We start from the raw sequence: 26,159 nt of genomic DNA, 5'->3' as shown, positions 1-26,159 counted from the left end.
ATTTTATTAAAAAATTAGACCCCTTTAAAACATGGAAAATAAAACATCGATCACCGTAGAAACGACAATAAATGCACCCGTAGAAAAAGTTTTGGAATTTTGGAATAATCCTGATCACATCATGAAATGGAGTTTTGCTTCGCCTGATTGGCATACCCCTTATTCGGAAAACGATTTAAAAGTTGGCGGTAAATTTAAAAGCACCATGGCTGCAAAAGATGGTAGCATGAGTTTTGATTTCGGAGGAACCTATACTACGGTTGATCAGCATAGAAAAATAGAATATACTATGGAAGATGGCAGAACGGTAAGCATTACTTTTGATGCATTAAGCGAACAAACCAGGATAACCGAAACTTTCGATGCCGAATCGACCAACCCCCATCGAAATGCAACGTGGCGGATGGCAGGCCATTCTGGATAATTTTAAAAGTTATACAGAGGAATCATAACGCCTTGTTAATAACAGGCTGTATCATATTTGTAATTCCGTTCGAATTTGTTACCTTGAAACTCCTCAAGAATCCTACTGTGTGGACGCATCTTATGCAATATTGTTAGCATCGACCGTCATTGTCAGCTTGACTGGCAATCTTAATACAACAAGAAAGTTTCATGAGCAATATCTGAAGCTTTAAGATTCCCGTATTCACGGGAGTGATGCGTGATGAATGCAATTGTGTCCATACGATACAAAGAATCGGGACAAACAGACGAAACATCTTACGAGATATTTAAACAAGTCCTTCGACAGGCTACCATTGACGTTATTTTACAAATAATTATTAATCAGCATTTAACTGCTTTCGCATTTCCATCCAGCTAGGCCATAGCACGATATCCCCGTTCTGCTTAAATCCGGCCTAACAAATTTTTCGGGCTGTACTGTTCAAGCCAACCTACTAGCTTCGAAAGAAAAATTTTCAGCCGGCAGTTTTTGTTTTTTCATGTGTCTTTATGTTTTTAATGGCATTCAAGCTAGCTTCGCTGGTCTTTTTGATGCCAAAAAGAAAGAGCCCTTCGGCGGCGGCGAGCCGAGGCAAGACTGTGCCCTGGGACAAGAGAAAACAATTATACGTCACTCATATTGATTTTAAACAATTAATTAACCCTCAGGATGACAATTTCATTTTTATGATACAGCCTCTTCTTATTTTACAGAAATTGCCCACATAGCAGCCTTAAGTAACATTTCTATTATTATTTGATTCGCATAATTTTTGATTTGAACGGAATACTTTGAAATTGCCGCCATAATTTACATTTGCCGTGTAAATTATACACTATGCCACGCATATCTTTATTTTATTCTTCACTATTATTATTTATTAGTTTCTCTATTGGTGCAAGCGCTCAAACGCTAAGTTTAAAGCAAGCAGTAAACACTGCAATTACCAATTACGGGACCATTAAGTCCAAAGATAATTATGCCAATGCGTCAAAATCATCGATTCAACAGGCCAAAAGAGAGTATCTACCCAACTTCAATTTAAGTGCCCAACAAGATTATGGAACCATAAACGGGCAAAACGGACCACAATATGGTCTAGGTGGTTTGGGAACCGCTTCCTCTGGTCCTGCTTTAGACAAACAAAACTGGAATGCCGCTTTTGGCGGACTCTACCTGGCCAACGTAAACTGGGATTTTTTCACTTTTGGAAAAATCAGAGAACGTATTAAAATTGCAGACGCTGCTTACCAGAGAGACAAAAATGACTTGGAACAGGAAAAATTCCAACAGGAAATCCGTGTTTCTGCCGCTTATTTAAATTTGCTGGCTGCACAAAGGTTAAGCAAATCGCAACAGAAAAATCTTGATCGCGCAGTTACCTTTAAAAATACGGCCGTAATCAGAGCTAAAAACGGATTAATTGCGGGAGTTGATTCTTCTTTCGCAAAAGCTGAAGTTTCTAATGCCAGAATCGCGCTCACTAAAGCTAAAGATCTGGAACAGGAACAAGCTAATCGCTTAGGCGTTTTAATGGGATTAACCGCAACATCATACGAATTAGACACTGCTTCAATTACACGTATCCCTGGCAATTTGCTCGAAGATACAGTGATCAAAAGCTCACATCCATTGTTAAAGTTTTACCAAAACCGTGTTGATGTTAGCCAGCAACAGGTTAATTATTTCAGAAAATTATATTACCCAACGTTTACCTTATTCGGTGTGATGCAAGGCCGTGGTTCCGGTTTCAGCCCAGGCTATGCTTTAGATCAGGCTGCCTATTCAACCAGTTATGCCGATGGTATCAATCCTACCCGCGGAAACTATTTGATTGGCATAGGAATGACCTGGAACCTTTCAACCTTACTTAAAAACCGTCCGCAAGTACGTGCACAGGAATATATTAGTCAGGGCTTAAAGGAAGAGTATAACCTCGTTGATCAACAGTTAAAAGCACAGCTGGCCCTTGCTGAAACTAAATTAACCAATGCATTAGCCAATTACAGGGAAGCACCCGTTCAGGTAAAAGCGGCATCTGATGCTTATCTGCAAAGGAGCATTTTGTATAAAAACGGGCTCACTACACTAGTCGACCTTACACAGGCCCTTTTTACCTTAAACCGTGCCGAAACCGATCGGGATATTGCCTTTACCAATGTTTGGCAGGCCTTGCTGTTAAAATCGGCAGCATTAGGCAATTACAACATATTTATCAACGAATTTTAATCTGGCTATATAAATGAATTTAATACGTTTCGCACTTCGCAAACCCATATCCATCTTAGTTTTAGTGGCTGGACTGTTCTTTTTCGGTATTGGGGCCATCAATCAGATTAAGGTTGATATCCTTCCGCAAATGAACCTTCCGGTAATTTATATTGCCCACCCTTTTGGCGGTTACACACCCGACCAGATGGAGGCTTATTTCGGCAAGCAATATGTTAACATCCTTCTTTTTGCAAATGGTATCAAAAGCATCGAAACCAAAAATACCCAGGGTTTAATGTTAATGAAATTAACCTATTACGAAGGCACCAACATGGCCCAGGCAGCAGCAGAATTAAGTGCCCTCTCTACGAGAGCCCAGGCCATTTTCCCACCAGGTTCGCAACCACCGTTTGTAATCCGTTTTGATGCTTCTTCCCTTCCGGTTGGGCAATTGGTACTAAGCAGTCCTATCCGTACCAACAACGAATTGCAGGATCTGGCCAATACTTATGTGCGGCCTAGTTTTTCCGCTATACCAGGTTTGCTCTCTCCTGCCCCTTTTGGTGGTAGCCCCAGAACGATAGAAATCAATGTAAATCCGTCACTTTTGCGTTCCCATAACCTAACGGTAGACCAGGTGGTTGAAGCCATTAGGCTAAATAATCAGACTGCACCTTCAGGAAATGTGAGGATTGGCGATAAAAACTACATCACACCAACCAATTATACCATTAAAAAGGTTAAAGATTTTGAAAACATCCCCTTATTTAAAGGCAGTGTACAAAATTTGCAACTCCGCGATGTAGCCACCGTTAAAGACGGGGCCGATTTAGTAGCTGGTTATGCTTTAATCAACGGTAAACGCTCGGTGTATTTAAGTATTGCCAAATCAGGAGATGCCTCTACCTGGGATGTGGTTAAAAACTTAAAGAAAAATCTGCCGAACATCCAAAACACTTTACCAGAAGACGTCAAACTTTCTTATGAGTTCGACCAATCTGTTTATGTAATCAATGCGGTAAAAAGCCTGATTAGTGAGGGCGCTATCGGTGCAATATTAACAGGCCTGATGGTTTTACTTTTCCTGGGCGATAAACGTGCGGCATTGATCGTAATTCTCACCATTCCAACATCCATTATTGCTGGTGTTTTGTTCCTGAAATTATTCGGACAAACGATCAACATTATGACGCTGAGCGGGCTGGCTTTGGCCATTGGTATCCTGGTAGATGAATCGACAGTAACGATAGAAAACATCCACCAGCATTTTGATATGGGCAAACCCAAGGCCCTGGCCATTTGGGATGCCTGTAAAGAAATCGCCTTCCCTAAACTGTTAATTCTCTTCTGTATTCTTGCCGTATTTGCACCGGCTTTTACTATGACTGGGATCCCAGGGGCGTTATTCTTACCTCTGGCATTGGCAATTGGTTTTTCGATGGTGGTTTCATTCCTCTTATCACAAACTTTCGTACCCATCATGGCCAACTGGCTGATGGTTGCACATCCTAAAAAAGGCAATGAACATCACCCTGATATTACGCAGGATGAAGCTGATTTTGCAGCAACCGGCATTACACTCGAATCGGAAAAAGATACCCTGAACCAGAAAAGAGTGCTCGTTGAACGTGAAGATTTTAATGGCAATGGTAAAATTGGTTTCTTCGATAGGTTCAGGAACCGTTTCATGCGTTTCCTTGATCGGATACTGCCTTACCGAAAATCTGTTGTTTTAGTTTATTTGGTGATCATTATCGGTTTAGCAACACTATTACTGGCTAATATTGGTCGCGATGTTCTACCAAGAGTGAACTCAAGTCAGTTCCAGTTGCGTTTACGTGCACCCGATGGAACACGTTTAGAACGTACCGAAGAAAAAGCAAATGTGGTATTAGCTGAGTTGAAAAAGATGGTTGGCGAAGAACATATGGGCATTTCTTCCGTTTACGTCGGCCAACACCCTGCACAGTTTTCTGTAAATCCGATCTACCAGTTTATGGCAGGTCCGCACGAAGCTGTTTTCCAGGTAAGTTTAAAAGACTTTGAAGAAGATATGGACGATTTTAAGGATCAGTTCAGAGAGAAAATCAAAAAAGTGCTGCCTGATGTTAAACTTTCTTTCGAGCCGATAGAGTTAACGGATAAGGTATTGAGTCAAGGCTCTCCTACCCCTGTTGAAGTGCGTATTGCAGGCAAAAACAAAAAACTGAATGAAAAGTATGCAAATAAAATCCTGGCAGAATTAAAGGAAATCCCTTACATGCGCGATGTTCAGCTAGCACAGCCGATTAAATATCCTTCATTAAATATTGATATCGACAGAACCCGTGCAGCACAGATCGGGGTAGATATGGCCGACATTTCGAGGTCGTTAATTGCCTCAACCTCATCATCGCGTTATACGGATAAAAATGTCTGGCTGGATGAAAAGGCATCTTTACCTTATAGTGTGCAGGTTCAGGTACCGCTGAATCAAATGACCAGTAAAGATGATATCGGCGAAATTCCTTTATTGAAAAATTCAGCACGACCAGTATTAAGCGATGTTGCGAAAATTACGCCTGATACCACGGCCGGCGAAAACGACAACATTGGTGCTATGCCTTTCTTATCGGTAACGGCAAACCTTTACCATACCGATTTGGGTACGGCATCAAAAGATGTAGAAAAGGCCATTAAGGACGTTGGCGAACTGCCAAGGGGATTAAATGTGACCGCAATTGGTTTGAGTAAAGTATTAACAGACACTTTAGGCAGCTTACAATCGGGTTTATTTGTAGCCATTGTGGTAATTTTCCTGATGCTGGCCGCTAATTTCCAGTCTTTTAAAGTTCCATTGGTTATTTTAGCCACTGTACCGGCAGTTATTTTAGGCTCATTATTGTTATTAACCATAACCGGATCAACCTTAAACCTGCAATCATATATGGGGATTATCATGTCGGTGGGGGTATCTATTGCCAATGCGGTATTGCTCATCACCAATGCAGAGCAACTACGAAAACACAATGGCAATGCACTCGAATCGGCACGCGAAGCTGCTGCATTACGTTTACGTCCGATTATCATGACGAGTATCGCGATGATTGCAGGGATGTTGCCAATGGCTATCGGTCATGGTGAAGGCGGAGGAGCCGTTTCGCCATTGGGCAGGGCAGTTATTGGTGGTTTATTGGCCTCAACATTCGCCGTACTCATTATATTGCCATTGGTATTTGCATGGGTTCAGGGAAAACAGACAACCAACTCGATGTCGCTTGATCCGGAAGACGAAGAAAGCATCCATTACATTAAAGGTTTACCAGAAAACAAATAAATCATCATCACAAATGAATACGAAGATATTTTCAACAGGATTATTAAGTACAGGGTTTTTAGTGCTAACAGCCATGTATGGCTGTGGGCACTCCGAATCGAAAGTAGCACCTAAGAAAGAAAAAGAAGCAGCGATAGCCACTTTCAATCTTAAAAAAGAGAAACTATCCACTAAACTGAGTTTACCTGGCGAACTAATTGCTTTGCAGCAAGTTGATTTATACGCCAAAGTAAGCAGTTTTGTAAAAACCTTAAAGGTCGATATCGGCACAGAAGTAAGCAAAGGTCAGTTATTAATGACGCTGGAAGCACCTGAAATGAGTTCACAACTGGCAGCAACACAATCGCGCATAAAAGCACAGGAAGCTGTTTATACCGCCAGCAAAGCGAATTACAACCGTTTGTACGAAACCAGTAAAACCCCTGGAACGATCTCTTCCAACGATCTGGACCAAGCGATGGCCAAAAAAAATGCAGACCTTGCACAGCTCGATGCAGCAAAAGCGGCCTATAAGGAGGTGAGTTCAGTTCAGGATTATTTAACCATCAGGGCACCGTTTAGTGGAATTATCTCAGCAAGAAATGTGAATTTAGGCGCCTATGTTGGTCCGACAGGTAAAGGTTCAGATTTACCTTTGTTCACTTTACAGGATCAGAAAAACCTGCGTCTGGCTGTTTCCATTCCTGAGGTTTATACCGGTTATTTAAAAGCTGGTGATGAGATTAGTTTTACGGTTAAATCTTTGCCCAGCCAAACCTTTAAAGCTAAAGTGAAACGTTTATCAGGAGCCCTGGATCTACGCTTACGTTCAGAACGTATTGAAATGGATGTACCAAATGCTTCAAAGGTTTTATTACCAGGTATGGTGGCAGAGGTCAACATCCCGTTACCGGCAAATGCCAGTACCTTTATCATCTCTAAAAAAGCTTTATTGGATACCAGCGAAGGATTATTTGTATTAAAAGTAGCCGGTAATAAAACGGTTAAAGTAGCTGTTAAAAAAGGAAGGGAGACCGACGATAAAGTCGAAGTTTTTGGAGATTTATCTGAAGGTGACAAATTAGTTGCAGAACCGACTGAGGAAATGCATGAAGGAATGACGATTAAACCATAACTTTACTTGTATTAAGCACTTAAAATATGTTATCAAAAAATCAAGAGCTTTCTACCCTTCAAAAAAAGGAAACATTAGAGGATTTTTACAATAAATTAAAAATCACCCGACCCGAAATTCCTACGCCAAGTTTAGGTATGATTAACGACATCGGGCACTTTAATGTTTTTAACCGGGGTAATGTTTGTACCAACGTACCATCTGCATTCAGCAGGAGAGATTTTTATAAAATTTCCCTGATCATTGGCAATGGAATTTTGCATTACCCTGATGCGCAGATCGAAATTAAAGGACGGGCATTATTATTTACCAATCCGAATATTCCATATTCATGGGAAAGTACTTCTCCAAAACCTGCCGGATTCTTCTGTTTATTTACAGAGAATTTTATCCATAACCGTAATGAAACCCTCCGCGATTCTTTATTGTGGCGCATTAATGATAGTCCGGTAATTCACATTAGCGAAGAACAGGAAGTTATTTTAACAGATGTCTTCACTAAAATGATGAAAGAAATGGATGGCGATTATATCCATAAATACGACCTGTTGAGAAACTATGTGCAGCTTATTGTTCACGAAGCACTAAAAGTTAAACCACAAGACATTGTTTTTAAACAGAATAATGCATCTGTGCGTCTAACTTCATTATTTATTGAATTATTGGAAAGGCAGTTCCCAATTGGCTCTACAGAGCATATTCTGGAGTTAAAAACAGCGCACGATTTTGCCTTCCGCTTGTTGGTACATGTAAATCACTTAAACCATGCCGTAAAAGAAGTGACCGGAAAAACAACTTCTGAGCACATTTCGAGAAGGATCGCTACCGAAGCCGTGGCCTTGCTGAAACATACAGAATGGAATATCGCACAGATTGCCTATTGTTTGGGTTTTGAATATCCGGCAAATTTCAATATATTTTTTAAACGTCAGATGCAGTGTACGCCAAAGGTGTTTAGAGCTAATTGAGTAATCTTCATCTAGACGCAATCTGGTCTTAGCGTCTAGCTAAGATCCTATAAAAATGATCGCATGTTGTAGCGAGATGCTACAACTAGAATAATCTAAGCTACTTTATTCCACCACCACGATATTATCACTTCTATCACCATCTAACACATAGCCGTAAGGATCAATTACAACTGTCTTCGGTTTATGATTCACTATAATTGAAAGCCTGGTCTTATTCTGCGTGAGGTGATACTTTTGAAAATAAACTGATTTAGTATTTGCATCCCAATCACTTTCCAATTGATCAAAACAGGCCAAATCTATTTCCAGATCAGGCTTTTGTTTAGCACCATCACTTATTCTTTCAGTAGCAATTTCTAGTTCAACTTTATATTTTCCATTATTCAAGGCATTGCAACGAAGCAATTTGATCCCCATATTGTAAGTAACCACCTCATTAAAACAATCATTTATAAATTTCTTCTGTTCAGGCGAAGTTTCCTTTAAAATCGCATTCACCAGATCGGCAGCTGTAGCTTTTGGTTTCGGGTTTTCATGATCGGTAATGAGTTGCCTTAATACTGCATTAAACTTTTCCTCTCCTAATAATTCCTTCACCGCATACATCGTTAATCCTCCTTTTTGGTAATGCACATAAGCCTGATCTAAAGTTTTGGCCAGTGGCAATTCCTTTTCACCGTTATTTCGGTTTAAAAAATAGAGGCTATTGTCATAAGCTAAATATTTTCTCAAATACATTTTACCAAAAGCCTTTTCAATCAGCACATTTTCGGTATATTTAGCCAACGATTCGGTGAGCATGGCATAACCTGCAGCATCTGCAGGGGTCAATATATTTGCCCACCACTGGTGTGCAGTTTCATGCGCGGCAATGGTGTAACTTTGGTCAATGGCACTTTTCTGACTATAATTCCTCAGGAAATTAATGTTCTCTGCACTGAAAACTAATCCGGGATAAGCTGTTGCAGCACCCTTATATTGAGGAATCTCGGCAATGGTTAATTGTTTTAACGGATATTTAGCAAAATTCAGATTACCATAATCCAGGGCATCTCTAAGTCCCTTAAACATACTTTTCAGGTTATACTCTTGTCCAGACTGATAATACACCCTGAGCTCTACTCCCTTGTGCTTTTCCTTTTTTACTACGTACCTCGCACTGCTTAACGCAAACATAAAATTTATGGGGATCGAAGTTTTGTACTTAAAATACCTTCGGTTATTGGCCATCCATTGTTTTTGCAATTCACCAACAGTAATTACCTGCTGATCAACGGCTGTAGAAATTGTGGTTTCTAAATCGATCAGTTCGTATGTTTTGTTAAAAGTGGGCTTGCTGGCTATTTCGGCTAAACCTGCTTTTTTCCGGGCGCGTTTATCTTCGCTCTCAAAATTATAACAATAGCCCAACTGAGGTACAAATTTCTCCATCTCGATGTAAGTCCCATTTTTCACAATTGAATTTTCACTGTCAAAAGATGTAAATCCATTTCTGATTACTTCAACACAGAAATTCATTATTATTTCCTGATTAGGTTGCAATGGTGTTTTTAAAGTAATAAACTGTTGGTTAAATGTTTCATCTCTTTCGCTTTTTTCACTTCCTATAATGGTTATTGAAAATGAATTTATAGCAGGGCTCACATAAGTCCATATTTTGGCAATAGGTATTTTAGATTCATTTTTTAAACGGTAAGTGCCCTTAATGGTATATTTTCCTTCATTTGGATATAGGTCGACATTCGTTTTAACAGTTTTAATTAAAGGCTGAGGCTGGCTTGCCAGCGCTTTGTATTTCTGCTCGTAAGCCAAACTCCAATCTAACTGCTCCTGTTTATTTTTATACTTCCCGATGATATTGGTTTGATGATAAATAAATGCGCCACAGGAAAGCCAGACTAGCAAGGCTAAAACGGTAATCCATTTATGCTGCTTCAATGCCAAACTTATGGATGCAAATCTCGCTTTAGCCTTATTTTCAGCCGAACGCTGCCACAATCCAACGGTTAAAACCACAAGAACCATTACAAAAGCCGACCAATACAGCATATACCAGTTAAATGCACCCGTATAATAGCCAAAACCGTTAAAATAAGAATGTAATAAATCAGGTACTGTTGCAAAGCGAAAAAGGTAATGTGTTAAGCCAAACCTGTCAGCATACGAAATCAGGAAAACAACGATCATGCTCAGCAACATACCTAGATACTTGTTTACACTTAAATTCTGGATAAAAATAATGAGCACCACAAAAAGCAACAAAGGGAATGCGCTGTAATAGTACAACGATAAATACAAGGGCAATTCGATCTGAAAATAACCATGAGTAAGCTGCAGCACAATACCAATTCCAATATTTAAAGTAACGAGGATGAAAACCAGCGTAAAAAGACTCAGGGCTTTTGCCATCCAAAAAGCTGAATTCTGAACAGGTGTACTGTAAATCAACGAATGAATACTTACTGATTTTTCTCTGCTAATGGTTTCTGCAGCATAAAAAATAATCAGGATGAGTCCGAATTTCATTGAGCGTATTTCTTCGATAATGATGCCTGTTGCCGGATAGCTATGAATACCATAAACACCATTAAACAGCTGGTCTTTCAAATCCACCCCGAATATAAACACCCACAACAGGAGCATTACCATAACCGGGATGTTTTTAAACAGGAATATCATTTCGAGTTTAAACTGCGCAAAGAACGTGTTCATGTGGTAACGAAAACCATTTGATAATACCGGTAAAGCACGGTAAGGAATCAGCTCAATCTGTTCTGCTTTAACGGTCTTAATTTTTAGTTGTCGTCGCTGCTGCAATCGGAAATTGAATAAACGATAGGTAACCAGCATTAGCAAGGCTGTAAAACCAAGCCAAAGTAACCTGTTCAGTAAAAATGCACCTTCAACAGGGAACAATTGTTGATTGCGCTGTAGATCAGTCCAGGTTCTGGTTTCGCCAAAAAAGGAGGCTAGCGCAAAAGGATCTAAAAGTAGGGGTAAAATATCTGGACTGCCAGCTTTCATTGTCGATGTAGCTAACAAAGGGGAATTGCCAAATATCGAAGCCAGCATATACAAAATGTAAATCAACACACCCATTACGTAGATTGCACGTACACTTTTGGTTAATATCGCCGTACAAAATAAGATTGCTGCTGAGAATAGTACATTGGGTAAGGCAAAAACTAATAGTGGCTGTAGAAAATAGCTGAGATGAAAACTACCTAACCGATCGGTATCAACAAAAAAAGTGCCTACATAAATCCCCAGGTCCACCAATACCAATAAACTAAAAACCGAAATGATCAGGCCTAAAAACCTGATCATAAAATAAGGAAGCTTTTTTATCGAAGTGGTAAAAACAACTGCTTCCATTTTGTACATACTATCCCTCAGCACCACATTGGCACTAAATAATGTACCCGAAAAGATAGAGAAAAGTGAAAGCAGAGCGATGATGTTGGTGATGACATAGGGCGAATTTTTATACACCCCATCAGAACCAAATCCACCCTGCACTACACAGAAATATCCCAGCATAAAAAACAAAAGAGCGGCCACTTTGAACGAGATCTGCCCGAAATGGTATTTCAGTTCAAATTTTAGTAAATCTATAATCATAACCTCGCCTCCGGATTTTGATTGGCAGAGCCAAATAATGAAGAAAAATATACCTCTTCCAAACCAGGGTAAACAGGTTCGAAACCTGGTGCAGGAATTTCATCTGCAAGTACGAATACATTTAACCTTCCCGATATAATTTTGGTAGAAATTACATTAAAAACCGACGAATATTGAACCAGATCTGACTTATCAATTATCTTTCGCCAGATTTTTCCATCTAATTTCCCGGTCAGTTCTGCAGGTTTGCCTTGTAAAATCAACTTTCCATTGGCCAGTACCGCCATTTCAGGACAAAGGTCATTTACGTCCTCCACAATGTGGGTAGACAAAATAACCACACGAGCAGCGCCGATCTCGCTCAGTAGATCATGAAAACGGTTTCGTTCCTGTGGGTCAAGACCTGCGGTGGGCTCGTCGACAATAATTAACTGCGGGTTACCCAATAAAGCCTGCGCAATGCCGAAACGCTGTCGCATACCACCGGAAAAAGTGCTGACAGACCTTTTTCTTACTTCAAATAAATTGGTCTGTTGCAAGAGTGAGGTCACCTGTTCTTTTCTTTCGTTTTTATGCTGCAGGCCTTTTAAAACAGCCAGGTGGTTTAACAGATCAAGCGCTGAAATTTTAGGATAAACGCCAAAATCCTGTGGCAAATAACCCAGTTTATTTCGCATTTCCTGGGGATTTTGCAGCACATCATTTCCATCAAAATGAACCTTACCGGCGTCTGGTAGCTGTAAGGTTGCAAGCGTACGCATAAGTGAAGATTTACCTGCCCCATTCGGTCCCAATAAACCAAACATGCCATTTGCAATGTTCAGCGTAACATCATCAAGGGCCTTTACCCCATTTTGATAAGATTTTGTAAGTTGCTGTATTTTAAGCCGTACCATTTTATTTTAAATAAGATGGAAGCAAATTATACCGATTAAACCGATCTGTTAAATTTAAGTGACGAAGGAAGCTGAAATGATGATGAAAGGAAAAAATAACCTGATATTCCTTTCGTCATGAAAAATGAACCTTTCGTCATCTATATTTTAAACAAACTGCAAAGTTTCTTAATTTTAAAGAATGGAAAAATTGGTCTGTGGGGACACAGACCACGGCGATGGAAAGATTAAAACAAAAAATATTATCGCATTGGTTCGTGTCTCCACGAACCGAAATAATAATACGAGTGTGGTATGTGAACTCACGGATACATTAAATACGAAATGCTCAATACAAAGAATTTAAAATTCAGTTATAAATACCAGGACTTTTTCATATTTATTGGCCTTTTGTTATGGATAGCCATATTTAACACTTACAGCTTAACCAACAATATTTGGTTAAGCTATGTCAGCTGCATTTTGGCTCTGGGTTTCTGCTTGCTCCCCGTATTTGTTTTTTCTTTTGCTAAAGCCAGATTAAAAAACAGGCTAAGCAAAAAACATTATGCTATTTATTGGGGTATTTGTTTCTTAATCGCACTTCCTCTGTTTACACTTATTGCATTTTACCTGCAAATCGTTAAGCTTGATGATGGTGTTTTTACTTTAACCGCTTTGGCAGCAGTAAGCCTCGAATTAATGCTGATTGCTAATCAATACTACCAAAACAAAGTACAGCACATTAAGTGGATCAAAAAAATCGGCCTGGAGAATGCCGTTCTCATTACCATCATTTTACTCGCAGCAACGATATCAGTAATGGCCGTTTCTAGTTTAGACAATCCAGTTTACCAAAGAAAGGGGTTCCGTTTGGTTGGTTTCGAATTTGACATTAAACTACTCTTGCTCAATTTTGGGACATTTTTAGGCTTCTTTTCACAATTCCTGATCATGTACTTATGTGGATACCTGCTTTTCCTGATCAATAGCCGTTTACTTGTATCTAAAATCCTTAAAGAGAAAGGTTTGTTCGTTTACCTTTTATCACTTTCAGCAACTGTTGCTGTTCTTTATCCACTATTGGCCCAATTGTTAATTTTGTTGCCAATAAACACGGTTTTTAGCCGGAGTATATTCGTAAATAATCCTTTCGAGCTTGAAAATGCATTTGGGGCCTTTGCCATTATGCTCATCAGTTTACCAGTAGTTTTGGCGTTGCAATGGGGGAAACAGAACAACAGGATCCTCTCTTTAGAAAAAGAAAAATCACAAACTGAACTCGATTTATTAAAACAACAGCTTAATCCACATTTTTTCTTTAATACGCTTAACAACCTTTATGCATTAAGCCTGCAAAAATCGGATAAAACACCAGAAAGTATTTTGCAATTATCAGAACTGATGCGTTATACCATTTACAAAGGACAGGAAAAAACAGTTAAACTTTCGCAGGAGCTGGATTATATTAATGATTACATTCAACTGCAGCAAATCCGTTTGCGCAAAACCTTACATTTCGAATTTGAAAAGCAGATTACAAACGATCAGATAGATATTGCCCCACTGCTGCTTATTGTATTTATCGAAAATGCATTTAAACATGGTATAGAACCAGCAGAAGATGCGGCTACTTTAAAACTGTCGTTAATCAGTAATGATACCACGCTTATTTTCAGTTGCGAGAACTCTTTCGATCCTGAAGAGGTAAACGAAATTAAAGGAATTGGGATTGATAATTTGAGAAAGAGACTCGAACTGATTTACCCCAGCCGTTATACATTGGAAATTACCACCATTGCTGATATATTTAAGGCGGAATTAAAACTCAAGCTAACATGAGCTTACGTTGCTTAGTAATAGATGATGAACCTCTTGCACACGGTGTAATTACTGAGTATGCAAAAGATATTCCTTTTATTTCAATTACAGGCCACTGCTACCGTGCTACAGAAGCCCTGGATTTTTTGAGTAAACAACAGATAGATTTAATTTTCTTAGATATCAGGATGCCAAAACTAAACGGTCTGGATTTTTTAAGAACGTTGCAACATAAACCACTTGTTATTATTACTTCAGCATACGAAGAATACGCTTTAGAAAGTTTTGATCTGGCCGTTTGCGATTACCTTTTAAAACCCTTCCGATTCGATCGTTTTTTAAAAGCCGTTAACCGGGCGCTGGAATTTTATAACCTCAAAAAACAAACAGGAATCCCTATTCAAGTTGAAAAAACAGAACCTAAAAACAATGGGCAGGTTTCGATTAAAGTAGATAAGAAATATATCCTGATTAAAATCGATGAAATCCAATATTTAGAGAGCCTGGGTAACTATGTGAAAGTCTGGAAAGACGGCATTTTTTTACTCACCCCACGAACATTGGGTAGTTTTGAAGATCAGTTGTCAATCGATTTCATCCGGATTCATAAATCTTTTATCCTCAATAAAAAATACGTCGATTACCTGGAAGGCAATACTTTTGTACTTAAAAATGGCCAGCAGGTACCCATCGGCAAAAATTTCAAAAGCATGATTAAGCAGCTGTTCGATATTTAAGATTAGCGACTAACCGATCTTTAACCAACCTGTAATACTCATCCTTTGTTTATGGGTAAGCAACACCTCGTGTGCCAGGTCTGAACTTTTAAAGAAAACACTTTTACCGTTATTGGGTGAGATATTCTGTTCCTCATCAACATGATAAATGCGCAGCTCTCCCCCATCTTCTATTTTCCAATCGCTATTCAGATACATAATCATCGAATATTGCCGGCTTCCATTGTTCTGAAACTGATCGATATGTTTTTTATAGAACGTACCCGATTCGTAAAGTGTATAATGAAACTCATAGCCAGTAATACCCGTATAACAGCTACGGTTTAAGTAGGCAACAAATTCGTCCATCAGATCGAAAAAATCATTTTCGTATTGGTTGTTATGCTTTTTGTCTAACCAGTAAATGATATCACTTCTGATCAGTTTATCCTGATTCACAACCAAATTATTACCCACACCAGCATTTAAAAGTTTTTTGTTTTCAAATAACCCGATCAGGTTATCTTTAAGGTGTGCTGCTAAAGAAATACTTAAAAAATTCTCGGCAATCCCCACTTTATCCTCGATAAAACTATCGATAAGGCAATCAAATATTTTTTTCAACAGATTGTATTAATCTTAAAACGATATGCCTAAGGTTCGTAAGGTAGTCTTAATTAATGGCTAAGATGTCATTTCTAAAATTTATATTTGAAACCCCAAAGCGCTAATTATGCAAACTATTTTCCCTGCCCAATACTCCACTTTATCAGCCGCTGCTTTAAAAGATTATTTAATTGAAACTTATCAGTTAGATCCATCCACAACATGCCGGTTACTCATCCGTAATGTAAGCGATACTTATATTCTGGAAAATCAGAATCAGAAATATATCTTCAAAATTTACCGCGATGCACACCGTAAACACAACGAAATTGAAGCTGAAGTAGAATTGCTTAATATTTTAAAGACAAATGGAAACTCAGTTTCCTACCCGATAACGGATGTGTTTGAGAAACAAATCCAACAGTTTAATGCCATAGAAGGAACAAGAAACGGTGTACTGTTTTCCTTTGCTGAAGGAAAAGTGATTTTAGATCTTGAAAATGCACAGCTTATTCAATTGGGGCAGGACATTGCCACTTTGCACAAAAGCACTTCTTCTATAAAACTGAATAACCCAAGACCGGTATTCAACTTTGAAACGACTTTATTTGAGCCTTTGCGCGATTTAAAACCTCATTTCACGGAAATGCCTGAAGAATTTGACTACCTAACCAACATTGCCGATAAGATTGTTAAAAAGTTCGAGGGATTTGATACTTCAAAGTTTAGCTACGGCTATTGCCATTATGATTTCTTTCCAAAGAATTTCCATTTTGATGAAGCGGGAAAAATTACCTTTTTTGATTTCGATTTTGCAGGGGAAGGCTACCTGATTAATGATTTGATGACTTTCCTTAACCATTATTTCTTCCATCAGCTTAATAAGCTAATCTCCAAAGAACAGGCTGATAAGGATTTCGAAACCTTTCTAAATGCTTATCAAAAAGTACGTCCTTTAACTGACGATGAATCAAAAGCCATTCCTTATCTGGGTATTACCTTCCATATTTTCTTTTTGAAGTTTTTTTACGACAATTACGATGATTGGTCGAATGCTTTTTTAACCCCTCGTTACACGAAACACCGCGTAACACTGATTAAAAAATGGGAAGAAATGTATTGTAACTTTTAGGCAATGCTGCCACAATCTCGTAATCCTTTTTTATCTTGTATGGCAATTCAAAATCAATAAGATGGATCAGAAAATAATTAGCCTGTACGATGAGTATACGCACAGTCAGGTAAGCAGAAAAGATTTTATGAGAAAACTGGCCGTCCTGGCTGGCAGCACAGCATTAGCCATGACTATTCTGCCGATGCTAGAGAATAATTATGCTGCTGCAGCAGATTTTAACACTGATGATATCGAAGTTAAAGATGTTACCTACGCTGGTGTTGATGGTGAAATGAAAGCTGTGCTGGCCAAACCAAAAGGCAAAAAGAACTTAGGCTGTGTACTGGTAATTCATGAAAACAGAGGTTTAAATCCACATATTATTGATGTAACCAAACGTGTTGCCGCCGAAGGTTTCCTGGCGCTTGGTGTTGATGCGCTTTCGCCACTTGGCGGAACACCAACAGATGAAGATAAGGGGCGCGAGCTGATAGGCAAATTAGATCCTGAAAAAAACTTACAGAATTATTTAAAAGGCCTGGAGTATTTACGCAATAGAAAAGACGGCAATGGTAAAGTAGGCTGTGTGGGCTTTTGTTGGGGCGGTGGAATGGCCAATAAATTAGCGGTAAACGATCCTAAATTACAGGCGGCTGTGGCATATTACGGCGCACAGGCCAATGTAGCAGATGTTCCTAAAATTAAAGCGAGTTTAATGCTGCATTATGGCGGCCTGGATGAACGCATTAATGCCGGAATTCCAGCTTATGAGCAAGCTTTAAAAGAAAATAAAATTGATTACAAAATTTACATTTACGATGGTGTAAACCATGCCTTTAACAACAATACTTCACCTACCAGATATAACGAAGCTGCCGCAAAACTAGCCTGGAGCAGAACAATTGATTTGTTTAAACAGAAATTGGCGGTGTTGACGCGGTAATAATAATTTCTATCATAAGATCGTCATTGCGAGAAGGCTTTTTCAGCCGACGAAGCAATCTTAATGCGACAGTTCAATTATCCAGCGTTGTAAGATTGCTTCGTCGTTCCTCCTCGCAATGACGATTTCTTGCGATAGTGATAATTAATCGGCAAGACACTTCTAAGCTGCGCTCAGATGTCTTAGGTGGCAAAAACCGGCCTAAAACAAATCCGTTTTCAACATAGTCTTCAAAATATTCGATTGCACATCGAAATTATTGAGGTGGTTCAGGAAATTAATATCAGATATTTTATGGTAACTATCTTCTAATAAATTAACAACCTCGTGTGGAATGGCAGTTTTTAAAACCGCAGCGTTACTTTTCAGTTTATCGTTTTTATATTGAAGTTCCTGTATAATCCGTTCCCGTTCTGAAAGGTTATTGGACATATCCAAATCTTTAAAAATGGTTAAATCGCAAAACAAGAACAGGTTTCTGCTTGGGAAAAACAGGTAATAATTGTCAATATCTAAAAATTTATATACTTCTATAACCAGCTCACCTGATTTTAAACCAATGTAAAATTCAGTCCGAAAATCGTATTTACACAATTTACCCATCAGTTTTTTCTCGATGGTTGCATACACATTGGTATATACTTGTTTATCCTGAAAATCAATCAGTTTAGCAAATTGATCCGTAGTGAGATCGAAATAAAAATCGTTGGCGTATTTAGAACTAAAAACGTTGATATTTTTAGAAAATGGGAAATCGGAACTGAGTTCAGACAATACACTGAACAGCTTCCGCAACGATAAGTTAATTTTAAGTGACTGTTTCTGTTTATCCTGCTGAAAACTTTTCTGATCAACGAGCGTGCTTGCCATTCGATCGATCAGTTCTTCGTTCAGGTCAATTTCATCGTAGATGAGCGATACATTTTTCTCATTGCTCTTTTTAATCTTTTTGAGCAGTTCGACTACACTATCGGTAAATTGAAGATGGAAAAGATCTAATTTTTCGATCTCCAGCTCTTCATTATTAGCAAAAAGCTGATGAATAACCTGACTACGTAAGTAAATTTTATAAATCACCTCATCATCAAAAAACACAGAGAGCAACTGTAAACGGTTGATCTCTGCGCTTGATTTTTTGAGAATATTTAAACGGTATTCATCCATATTTTCATTAATTCACCCTCGTTACGTTCTTTTTCAACTCTGCTTCCAGGGTTTTAAGTTCGCCATCTAACACACGTCTGCTTTGTGCACCTGCTTCATGAATCTGTTTCACCTCATTAAGCGTTTCAATCAACGATGAAGTGGTTAGTTTCAAGGTTTCCAAAGATACCACAGTTTTTTCATTCTCTTTGGCTACGTCAATACTGTTTTGTTTCAGCATCTCCGCATTTTTCTGTAAGATGGTATTGGTGGTATCCGAAATTTTCTTTTGCATCTCTACATTGGCCTTTTGCCTTTGTAATGCAACAGCAATCGTTAATTGATTTTTCCAAACCGGAATGGTTGTCGAAACAATCGATTGTGCTTTTTCTGCAATTGAAGTATTGTTGTTTTGCACCACACGGATCTGCGCCAAAGATTGTAACATAATGAATCGCACGATCTTCATATCAGCCAGTCTTTTGTCCAAACGGCTAATAAAATCCCTTAAATCGGCAATTTCATAATCCTGATAATCTGCCGGCCGACCTTCCATTTCGGCTAATTTAATGCTCAGATCGTTGTATTTTAATTGTCCGGCGATAATCAGTTCTTCCATCTGGTGGATGTAACCAACATTGCTATCGAACATGGTTTGCAGCGAACTGTTGTCTTTAATTGAATTTAACCTTCCAGCTTTAATCTTGTTGGTAATTTTATCGATATTATTTACCACCACATCATATTTCTGAAAAAGTTTCTTCACGTCAACCACTAAACTTTTTAAGAACGGGATTTTAGAGATGAAACTCTTAAAGCCACTCTGTTCCAATTCAGAAACATCAATATAATTCAGTTCAGTTAGCAGTTCGTTAATTAAACCGCCAACTTCGCCACTATTGTAGGTACGTACAGACGATAAAAACTCGTTACTGTATTTCTCCATTGAATTTTGGGCATCGCTTCCGTAATTCAGGATAGAATTTACATCTGATGGTTCTAAAGATTTTCCAATCTCCTGGTATTTTGCTGTTTCCTCGGTTGTTATTTTTTCGAGGTCAACATTTCCGTCCTTGTCCAGTTTAACCGGAGTAAGGGCTTGGGTAACGTTTGGGTTGGTTTCCATAGTTTGATTAATTACCAGCTTTATGGCTTATAAATAGTTTTGAGTTACGGTTTTAACGGTATCTTCCAGTTTTTTATCTTTGGTTGGTTCGCCAATGGCATTAAATTTCCATTCGTCGTTTTTCTTGTAAAAAACACCCATTACCATCGATACGTGACCTGCAAAATTTGCTCCGTTAGCAATATCGAATTTAGCAAAAACCTCGTTAACACGTTTTGTTGTTCCTTCATAAATGCGAATGGAAGCAAAAGGAATTGTGCCAAAATCGTGACCTCTAAAACTGTTCAATACAAAGGCAACATAGTTTACATTCGCATCCAACTGTGAAAAATCAAGAGTGATGATCTCGTTATCTAAACCATCATCGCCACCCATATCGCCAGTTAAATCATCTCCGCTGTGTTTTACAGAACCGTTTTTAGATTTTAGGTTACCGAAATAAACTACCTCTAAAAGTTGTTTATTTTCGTTGTATAATGCACAACTTCCATCTAAATCTACAGCTTCTTTTGATGATCCGAAACCGAAAAGGCCTTTCTTTTCAATAGCGCCCCAGTTAATACCTACACAAACATTCTGAAGTTTGCTGCCATTGCTTTTTTCCAGACTGATGCGCTGTCCTTTTTGAAGATTAATTGCCATAATATTATTGATATTTATTTAAATAATCCTGTAAACCACCTTTCATGCCCACGCCAACGGCTTCAAATTTCCATTTGCCTTCACGTTTGTAAATTCTTCCAAATTCTACGGCTGTTTCGATAGAGAAATCTTCTTCTAATTCATATTTTAAGATCACTTCATTGGTTACCGCATCAAAAATTCGGATGAAAGAATTTCTAACCTGACCAAAATTCTGTCTTCTGTTGTCAGCATCGTGAATGGTTACCACAATACAGATCTCGCTTACTTTAGCATCAGCTTTGGTTAAATCAATTTTAATCTGCTCATCGTCGCCATCGCCATCGCCGGTTAAGTTATCACCTGTATGTTCTACGGAACCATCCGGAGAAACCAAATTATTGTAGAATACAAAGTTTTCGTCTGAAATTAGTTTTTTCTGATCGTTTAGTAAAAAAATTGAAGCATCTAAATCGAATGCAGAACCTGTTGAAGAGCTGTTGGTATCCCAACCTAAACCTATTGTAAATTTAGGTGCATCGATATTTTCTCTTTGCCCCTTTTGCAAATTAATAGCCATATTTAAATTAATTTATAATTATTGTTTTTGATATAGTCTTTTATAAGATGTAAATTTTTCGAATACGCCTCTATGGTATGGTAGTTATTCCCCAAAGATAGATCGTAAAGCTGATTGATAAAATCGGTACTCCGGCGTTCTAAAAAAATGGTAAAACTGCTCGAAGTAGTATTTAAAATGTATTTCACAATACGGGTATTGAAACAAAAATTTCCACCATCGATAATTTCTTCCAGGTCGAAAATAGATTTGATCTGATGGTAATTCAGAAAGTTCTCTACATTGGGATGGATATTTTTATTCACCAGTTCGGCAAAATAAAGCATGTGCATTTCGTTATTTAAACCATATTCTTTTGCCATTTTTAAGATCATGCGTTCATGGCTTCCCGTAATCCTGATATCATCCAGAAACAAAAGTGTTTTGCCCACCAGAAAATCTTTATCAATATGAAACGAATCGTTACCGATTAGCGAAAGCCTTTCTTCAGCACTTAGTTCGCCGTAATCTTCTTTGTAGGTAATGGTTCTATGCACTTTGGTTTCCTCTACCGCTAAACTGCCATTTTCTACCAGCCAACGGTTAAGCTGGCTAACGAAATAGTTTTTCATGGCAAAAGTTGCTGTAGGAATAAAACTATAAGGACTGGAAATGACCACAATCTGATCGGTGATTAGATTATCGGCCAGGTAATACCTGATAAAACCATCAGCGAGGTCTTTCCCGAAAGATCGGGCAACAAGGTCATCGCCAAACTTAAAGCGACTATAATCGTCGGCACTAAAGCCAAAATCGGCTGTATTGTCTATTTTATGAAGTGAGAAATTATACGGTATCATAGAGTAGGTTTGAGATAGATAAATTGTTTGAATTGATCAGCATACTGTTAATTCCCATTGCTTCTGCTCCGCGAACATCGGCATGGGGGTTATCTCCAACATGGATGACATCTGTTAACAATAATTCGGGGTGTTTTGTTCTGTCGATGCGATCTAACATTAACTGAAAAAAACCTGTACTGGGTTTCGACATTCGCACTTCATCAGAATAAAGCTGAAAATCGATAAACCGACCAATACCTAGATGTTCAATTACTTTTTTTAAGGTTTTACCTTTAATAAAACCCGTGTTACTCAATATATTGGTAGAGCTTTTGCCCGATTCTTTAATTTTTGCCAGTACATCCAAACAATCACCACAGTAAAGCTTTGGCATGTGTGCAAATACGATCTGCTCCATGTCATGATCGAGTACTTTAAGGTCTACATCATTAAAGTTGAAATCGTAGTCATTGATCATACTGATAATCATTAAATACATTTCTTCAGCATCAACATTTTTACCAGCTTTTTCATTAATGGCGTTTACCATTAAATCTACCTGACGGAAAGTGATGGCAATTTCATCAATGCTTTTATGCTTGCCATTAAAATTCCTAAAAAAATACTGTACCCGTTCCTGCTTGTATGTTGGATTAGATTTAATCAACGTTAACCAAAGATCGAATGAGTAATGTTTGTAAAAAGCCATTGCACCTTGTTTACTAATCTGTTAATAGATTCTAATATTACAAATTTGATTGTATAATCAGAAACGGTTGATTGTAAGATTTATGACAGATAAGCCTTAAGACTTATCCAATACTTCTTCGGCTTCTTCAGAAATAACAATGTCGCTTTTGTGTTTTTTAGGATAGTTGAACAAAACAGAGGTTAATACCGGTATGATGAAAATCGCTACGGTAAAAATAGACACAAAAAGATCTGTTTTTTCTCCTTCAATAACGTGAGAAATTGGCGACCCGGGATAAAAATGCGTAAATAATGAGGAGGTAAGCTTAATACCCAAAACACCAATTACGATAAAAGCCACCGTTTCTAAAAAGGTAAATTTTTCCATTAATTTTACAAAAGCCTGCGCCACAAAACGCATGGCCAAAATCCCGATAAAAACGCCGATATAGATTAACCAGATATGATCGGTAAAGGCTACCGCAGCAAAAACGTTATCAATAGAGAAGGCTAAATCCATTACTTCTACCAAAGCAACTGTTGCCCAAAAGGTACCTACTAAACCAACAGTCGATTTATAAATCCAGCTTTTGCTTTTATCTACTTCCTCTTCTTCCTCATTCTTTTTACTGTTCTTTTTTCTAAAATAATCGAAAGCAAGGTATAACAGGTATAAACCGCCAAGTGGTTTTAACCACCAGATTTTAACCAACCATGCTGCCAGGAATAAACAAATACCCCTGAAAACATAAGCACCGATAATGCCGTATTTTAAAGCCTTTTCTCTTTGCGATTTTGGCAAATCCATTACCATCGTTGCCAAAACAGCAGCATTATCTACCGATAGCAAGCTTTCGATCACAATTAAATTTAAAATAATTAATAATCCGGCCTGTATATCATCACCTAAAATTGTATGCAAAAAATCCATTGAACGAGTGTGTATGTTTAAATTAAAGTTTTAGTTGACAGCAAAGAAACAAAATTTTATCAATCTCAATGCTTCAATCTTTTTTATTTATTTGTATCGTTTCACTGATTAGATAATTAATCAATAAAACTGTTACGTAACAGGGCTGAAATTTTTTAATGGGTTTACGACAAATTTCACAACCTCTCGTCACCCTGAATTTATTTTATTAGCAGTTTTTATTGTTTTAAAGGTCTAATAGCTACTTCGTGGTCAGGGTCTTTCTTGCTAAAAAGATGCTGAAACAAGTTCAGCAGGACGATGAGGTGAGATAAAAATGAATTTGTCATGCCTCCTTTATCAATTCGTAGTTAGCTGATAAATAGCACCTTTTTCTCCTGCCAGAAGAATTTGTTTACCTTTTTTGGCTTTTTGAACAGCATTAAAATTTTGATCTGAAATGTGTTTCCAGTTCTGACCACCATCTGTAGAAATATCTGTGCCTGAAGTACCGGTTGCAATCAAGGTTTTAGCATTAATATAAGTTACGGCCGATCGGAAGCCTGAAACAGGCGAAACTGGCTTTTTCCAGGTTTTGCCTCCGTCATTCGTTAAAAGCACATTATTCGAATTTTCTTTGTCTTTTAAGTAATTACCGCCGACGGTTACACCTGTTCTTTCGTTTAAAAAATCGATAGAGAAAGGACCGGTACTTCCCTCGCCCTGTAAAATAGGGCATTTAAATACCTGCCAGGTTTGGCCATAATCAGGAGAAAAGTAAATGTTAGCGACTGTACCACCAGTTGCAATCCAGGTTTTACCTCCAGGCAATGTTTTAATGGTTGTTCCGCTGGCTGCGAAACCGGCTTCTCCCTTGGTTAATTTAGTTCTGAGGTTTGCAGATATATCCTGCCAGGTTTTACCTGCATCTACGGTTTTAAGCAACTGCATTTTATCATTAATAGGGTCGCCGAAAATGATTCCTTTATTTTTATCCCAGAAACTCAAACCATCTAAAAATATTGCTGAATCTATATTTTTATAATTTTCTGTCCAGGTTTCGCCACCATCAATGGTTTTCAGAATATAGGCCGGCGAGGCAATGCCCACAATAATCGCCTGTTTATCGTTGAAAGCTTCGATATCCCTGAAATCGATTTTTTCATAACCTTTGGGTTTTACCCAGGTCCAGGTTTTGCCGCCATCAGTGGTTTTACCTACTGATCCATTACTGCCGCTCACCCAGACAACCTGATCTGATACGACACTTAATCCGCGTAAACTGGTTTTGGTATGCTCATTTAAGGGTTTTATCGAATACGACTGCGCAGCGCAAAAAAAAGGTGCCAATAAAAGGCACCATATTAATTTCTTCATCTGTTCTTATTTTACCCGTCTAAAAGTTTCCGATCTTCCTAAAAGTGAGATACCCACATATCCGCGGATATTTAACACATCGTTACTCTTTAAAGACATGTTACAGCTATATGTTTTGCCACTTTTGGGATCATAAATTGTTCCATCTGTCCATTTGCCATCATCATAAACAAAATCTTTTAATATTTCCAGATTTAATAAGGCACGTTTCTTCAGATTGGCATCAGGGTTGTTAACATCCAATTTAGGCTTACCATTGATGTTTGGCTCCTTTATCCAGGCCAGTTTCCCATAAAATTTATCGCCTTTTTTGTAGATTTCTATTTGCCCTTCACCCGATGGATTAAGCCATTTGCCTACAATAGCATCTTTGTTTTGTGCAAATGCAGAAAACGATACTGCAACAAAAAGCAGCATTAAAAATGGGAACTTTCTCATATTTTTTATTTCTAGTTAGTTTTTAAAGATAATGAATTACACCTTATATCGAAACACCAAATAAAGAGAAAATTATGAAAAATTTTAAAAAATTTAAAATTTACTTTGAAACGATTGGCAGATACTTAGCGCGATAGGCATAAAAGAGGAATAAATTAAATATAAGCATCACGCCAACCATAGGTAAATCTTTCGGACCTAAAAATGCATGGTAAAGAAAAATATTTAAGGTAACCGGGAAAATAACCAATGCGGCCAAAGGTGCTGTACGGCCGATAAGCAATAGTATACCACCAACCAATTCGGTTATTTTGATCAATGGAAAAAGGTACACAGATGCCATTAAGCCAGTCATAAAACTAGTTTGTGCCGCTGTCATTTCAGGAGCCTTGGGCATTAAATTAAGAAAATAGCTTACAGAAGCAAAAAGATACATGGCGGCTAAAAGCACGCGTACAATAATAACTGCGATTTTCATATTTGATTAATTTTGGTTTCTATAGTTAAAAATAATAAAATTTATTGGTTCATTATTTGTTCATTAGTCATTTGTTTATTGGTACATGGAGATAATAATAAGTCAATATGTTTTGGTTGATGGTTAATACACAATAACCTATTAACAATGAGCCATTGACTATTTATATTGTTTTTTTCCCATCTAGGATGATTAATTTATCACCTGGGCGGATTCGAA

General features: G+C 38.0%; 22 protein-coding genes. 9 read left to right on the top strand and 13 right to left on the bottom strand.

What is annotated here, in order from left to right; translation table 11 throughout:
* Window positions 1-31 precede the first annotated feature (31 nt).
* The 5 genes from BCL90_RS05080 to BCL90_RS05055 all read left to right on the top strand — a co-directional run bounded on the left by BCL90_RS05080 (window position 32) and on the right by BCL90_RS05055 (window position 8,057).
* A complete protein-coding gene (locus BCL90_RS05080; RefSeq protein ID WP_317126828.1) occupies window positions 32-424 on the top strand; it encodes an SRPBCC domain-containing protein in 393 nt (130 codons plus the stop codon).
* An 861-nt stretch (window positions 425-1,285) separates the two neighbouring features.
* Window positions 1,286-2,677 carry a TolC family protein gene (locus tag BCL90_RS05070; RefSeq protein WP_121282920.1) on the top strand — a complete coding sequence of 464 codons (1,392 nt, stop codon included), beginning with the start codon at window positions 1,286-1,288 and terminating at the stop codon, window positions 2,675-2,677.
* A 13-nt stretch (window positions 2,678-2,690) separates the two neighbouring features.
* On the top strand, window positions 2,691-5,975 hold the full coding sequence (locus BCL90_RS05065) for an efflux RND transporter permease subunit (protein WP_121282919.1): 3,285 nt from the start codon (window positions 2,691-2,693) through the stop codon (window positions 5,973-5,975).
* A gap of 13 nt (window positions 5,976-5,988) precedes the next feature.
* On the top strand, window positions 5,989-7,089 hold the full coding sequence (locus tag BCL90_RS05060; protein WP_121282918.1) for an efflux RND transporter periplasmic adaptor subunit: 1,101 nt from the start codon (window positions 5,989-5,991) through the stop codon (window positions 7,087-7,089).
* Between the two features lie 26 nt (window positions 7,090-7,115).
* The gene (locus BCL90_RS05055) at window positions 7,116-8,057 is read left to right on the top strand and encodes a helix-turn-helix domain-containing protein (protein WP_121282917.1); all 942 of its coding nucleotides are present in this window, start codon (window positions 7,116-7,118) and stop codon (window positions 8,055-8,057) included.
* A 105-nt stretch (window positions 8,058-8,162) separates the two neighbouring features.
* Here BCL90_RS05055 and BCL90_RS05050 read toward each other — a convergent pair whose 3' ends face one another.
* The gene (locus BCL90_RS05050) at window positions 8,163-11,681 is read right to left on the bottom strand and encodes an ABC transporter permease/M1 family aminopeptidase (RefSeq protein ID WP_121282916.1); all 3,519 of its coding nucleotides are present in this window, start codon (window positions 11,679-11,681) and stop codon (window positions 8,163-8,165) included.
* Complete coding sequence (locus tag BCL90_RS05045) at window positions 11,678-12,577, bottom strand: ABC transporter ATP-binding protein (protein ID WP_121282915.1); 900 nt, start codon at window positions 12,575-12,577, stop codon at window positions 11,678-11,680. The genes BCL90_RS05050 and BCL90_RS05045 overlap by 4 nt, the downstream gene beginning before the upstream one ends.
* A gap of 324 nt (window positions 12,578-12,901) precedes the next feature.
* Between BCL90_RS05045 and BCL90_RS05040 the strand changes: the two genes are divergently transcribed.
* Both BCL90_RS05040 and BCL90_RS05035 read left to right on the top strand, forming a co-directional pair.
* A complete protein-coding gene (locus BCL90_RS05040) occupies window positions 12,902-14,398 on the top strand; it encodes a sensor histidine kinase (protein WP_121282914.1) in 1,497 nt (498 codons plus the stop codon).
* Window positions 14,395-15,114 carry a LytR/AlgR family response regulator transcription factor gene (locus tag BCL90_RS05035; RefSeq protein ID WP_121282913.1) on the top strand — a complete coding sequence of 240 codons (720 nt, stop codon included), beginning with the start codon at window positions 14,395-14,397 and terminating at the stop codon, window positions 15,112-15,114. Before BCL90_RS05040 ends, BCL90_RS05035 begins: the two co-directional genes overlap by 4 nt.
* 9 nt (window positions 15,115-15,123) lie before the next feature.
* On the opposite strand, the gene BCL90_RS05030 is transcribed toward BCL90_RS05035, so the two are convergent.
* Window positions 15,124-15,717 carry a 2OG-Fe(II) oxygenase gene (locus tag BCL90_RS05030; RefSeq protein ID WP_121282912.1) on the bottom strand — a complete coding sequence of 198 codons (594 nt, stop codon included), beginning with the start codon at window positions 15,715-15,717 and terminating at the stop codon, window positions 15,124-15,126.
* Window positions 15,718-15,826: 109 nt separating this feature from the next.
* Between BCL90_RS05030 and BCL90_RS05025 the strand changes: the two genes are divergently transcribed.
* Together BCL90_RS05025 and BCL90_RS05020 are read left to right on the top strand one after the other, a co-directional pair.
* The gene (locus BCL90_RS05025) at window positions 15,827-16,831 is read left to right on the top strand and encodes a phosphotransferase enzyme family protein (protein WP_121282911.1); all 1,005 of its coding nucleotides are present in this window, start codon (window positions 15,827-15,829) and stop codon (window positions 16,829-16,831) included.
* A 61-nt stretch (window positions 16,832-16,892) separates the two neighbouring features.
* Window positions 16,893-17,756 carry a dienelactone hydrolase family protein gene (locus BCL90_RS05020; RefSeq protein ID WP_121282910.1) on the top strand — a complete coding sequence of 288 codons (864 nt, stop codon included), beginning with the start codon at window positions 16,893-16,895 and terminating at the stop codon, window positions 17,754-17,756.
* Between the two features lie 201 nt (window positions 17,757-17,957).
* Here BCL90_RS05020 and BCL90_RS05015 read toward each other — a convergent pair whose 3' ends face one another.
* The 10 genes from BCL90_RS05015 to BCL90_RS04970 all read right to left on the bottom strand — a co-directional run bounded on the left by BCL90_RS05015 (window position 17,958) and on the right by BCL90_RS04970 (window position 25,940).
* A complete protein-coding gene (locus tag BCL90_RS05015; RefSeq protein ID WP_121282909.1) occupies window positions 17,958-18,920 on the bottom strand; it encodes a hypothetical protein in 963 nt (320 codons plus the stop codon).
* A 7-nt stretch (window positions 18,921-18,927) separates the two neighbouring features.
* Window positions 18,928-20,025 (bottom strand): toxic anion resistance protein, encoded by a 1,098-nt coding sequence (locus BCL90_RS05010; RefSeq protein WP_121282908.1) that lies wholly within the window; start codon window positions 20,023-20,025, stop codon window positions 18,928-18,930.
* Window positions 20,026-20,052: 27 nt separating this feature from the next.
* A complete protein-coding gene (locus BCL90_RS05005) occupies window positions 20,053-20,667 on the bottom strand; it encodes a TerD family protein (RefSeq protein ID WP_121282907.1) in 615 nt (204 codons plus the stop codon).
* Window positions 20,668-20,671: 4 nt separating this feature from the next.
* Window positions 20,672-21,226 carry a TerD family protein gene (locus BCL90_RS05000; protein ID WP_121282906.1) on the bottom strand — a complete coding sequence of 185 codons (555 nt, stop codon included), beginning with the start codon at window positions 21,224-21,226 and terminating at the stop codon, window positions 20,672-20,674.
* Window positions 21,227-21,228: 2 nt separating this feature from the next.
* Window positions 21,229-22,065 carry a phosphoribosyltransferase family protein gene (locus tag BCL90_RS04995; protein WP_121282905.1) on the bottom strand — a complete coding sequence of 279 codons (837 nt, stop codon included), beginning with the start codon at window positions 22,063-22,065 and terminating at the stop codon, window positions 21,229-21,231.
* Window positions 22,052-22,756, bottom strand: a complete 705-nt coding sequence (locus BCL90_RS04990) for an HAD family hydrolase (RefSeq protein ID WP_121282904.1) — start codon at window positions 22,754-22,756, stop codon at window positions 22,052-22,054. The genes BCL90_RS04995 and BCL90_RS04990 overlap by 14 nt, the downstream gene beginning before the upstream one ends.
* A gap of 96 nt (window positions 22,757-22,852) precedes the next feature.
* The gene (locus tag BCL90_RS04985; RefSeq protein WP_121282903.1) at window positions 22,853-23,668 is read right to left on the bottom strand and encodes a TerC family protein; all 816 of its coding nucleotides are present in this window, start codon (window positions 23,666-23,668) and stop codon (window positions 22,853-22,855) included.
* A 339-nt stretch (window positions 23,669-24,007) separates the two neighbouring features.
* A complete protein-coding gene (locus BCL90_RS04980; RefSeq protein WP_121282902.1) occupies window positions 24,008-25,024 on the bottom strand; it encodes a WD40/YVTN/BNR-like repeat-containing protein in 1,017 nt (338 codons plus the stop codon).
* A 6-nt stretch (window positions 25,025-25,030) separates the two neighbouring features.
* Window positions 25,031-25,462: a DUF2147 domain-containing protein gene (locus tag BCL90_RS04975; protein WP_121282901.1), complete on the bottom strand. Its 432-nt coding sequence runs from the start codon at window positions 25,460-25,462 to the stop codon at window positions 25,031-25,033.
* 100 nt (window positions 25,463-25,562) lie between these two features.
* Window positions 25,563-25,940, bottom strand: coding sequence for a DoxX family membrane protein (locus BCL90_RS04970; protein ID WP_121282900.1), 378 nt, complete (start codon window positions 25,938-25,940; stop codon window positions 25,563-25,565).
* Between the last annotated feature and the right edge of the window lie 219 nt (window positions 25,941-26,159).

This window comes from Pedobacter alluvionis (genome assembly GCF_003664035.1).
GTDB lineage: Bacteria > Bacteroidota > Bacteroidia > Sphingobacteriales > Sphingobacteriaceae > Pedobacter > Pedobacter alluvionis.
Note: the sequence above shows the minus strand (reverse complement) of the source record. Positions and strands in the feature narration are given on the sequence as shown.

Bases quoted from the DNA above. Each gene is read 5' to 3' on its own strand.
- BCL90_RS05080 (WP_317126828.1), top strand. From the start codon at position 32: ATGGAAAATAAAACATCGATCACCGTAGAAACGACAATAAATGCACCC.
- BCL90_RS05070 (WP_121282920.1), top strand. From the start codon at position 1,286: ATGCCACGCATATCTTTATTTTATTCTTCACTATTATTATTTATTAGT.
- BCL90_RS05065 (WP_121282919.1), top strand. From the start codon at position 2,691: ATGAATTTAATACGTTTCGCACTTCGCAAACCCATATCCATCTTAGTT.
- BCL90_RS05060 (WP_121282918.1), top strand. From the start codon at position 5,989: ATGAATACGAAGATATTTTCAACAGGATTATTAAGTACAGGGTTTTTA.
- BCL90_RS05055 (WP_121282917.1), top strand. From the start codon at position 7,116: ATGTTATCAAAAAATCAAGAGCTTTCTACCCTTCAAAAAAAGGAAACA.
- BCL90_RS05050 (WP_121282916.1), bottom strand. From the start codon at position 11,681: ATGATTATAGATTTACTAAAATTTGAACTGAAATACCATTTCGGGCAG.
- BCL90_RS05045 (WP_121282915.1), bottom strand. From the start codon at position 12,577: ATGGTACGGCTTAAAATACAGCAACTTACAAAATCTTATCAAAATGGG.
- BCL90_RS05040 (WP_121282914.1), top strand. From the start codon at position 12,902: ATGCTCAATACAAAGAATTTAAAATTCAGTTATAAATACCAGGACTTT.
- BCL90_RS05035 (WP_121282913.1), top strand. From the start codon at position 14,395: ATGAGCTTACGTTGCTTAGTAATAGATGATGAACCTCTTGCACACGGT.
- BCL90_RS05025 (WP_121282911.1), top strand. From the start codon at position 15,827: ATGCAAACTATTTTCCCTGCCCAATACTCCACTTTATCAGCCGCTGCT.
- BCL90_RS05020 (WP_121282910.1), top strand. From the start codon at position 16,893: ATGGATCAGAAAATAATTAGCCTGTACGATGAGTATACGCACAGTCAG.
- BCL90_RS05015 (WP_121282909.1), bottom strand. From the start codon at position 18,920: ATGGATGAATACCGTTTAAATATTCTCAAAAAATCAAGCGCAGAGATC.
- BCL90_RS05010 (WP_121282908.1), bottom strand. From the start codon at position 20,025: ATGGAAACCAACCCAAACGTTACCCAAGCCCTTACTCCGGTTAAACTG.
- BCL90_RS05005 (WP_121282907.1), bottom strand. From the start codon at position 20,667: ATGGCAATTAATCTTCAAAAAGGACAGCGCATCAGTCTGGAAAAAAGC.
- BCL90_RS05000 (WP_121282906.1), bottom strand. From the start codon at position 21,226: ATGGCTATTAATTTGCAAAAGGGGCAAAGAGAAAATATCGATGCACCT.
- BCL90_RS04995 (WP_121282905.1), bottom strand. From the start codon at position 22,065: ATGATACCGTATAATTTCTCACTTCATAAAATAGACAATACAGCCGAT.
- BCL90_RS04990 (WP_121282904.1), bottom strand. From the start codon at position 22,756: ATGGCTTTTTACAAACATTACTCATTCGATCTTTGGTTAACGTTGATT.
- BCL90_RS04985 (WP_121282903.1), bottom strand. From the start codon at position 23,668: ATGGATTTTTTGCATACAATTTTAGGTGATGATATACAGGCCGGATTA.
- BCL90_RS04980 (WP_121282902.1), bottom strand. From the start codon at position 25,024: ATGAAGAAATTAATATGGTGCCTTTTATTGGCACCTTTTTTTTGCGCT.
- BCL90_RS04975 (WP_121282901.1), bottom strand. From the start codon at position 25,462: ATGAGAAAGTTCCCATTTTTAATGCTGCTTTTTGTTGCAGTATCGTTT.
- BCL90_RS04970 (WP_121282900.1), bottom strand. From the start codon at position 25,940: ATGAAAATCGCAGTTATTATTGTACGCGTGCTTTTAGCCGCCATGTAT.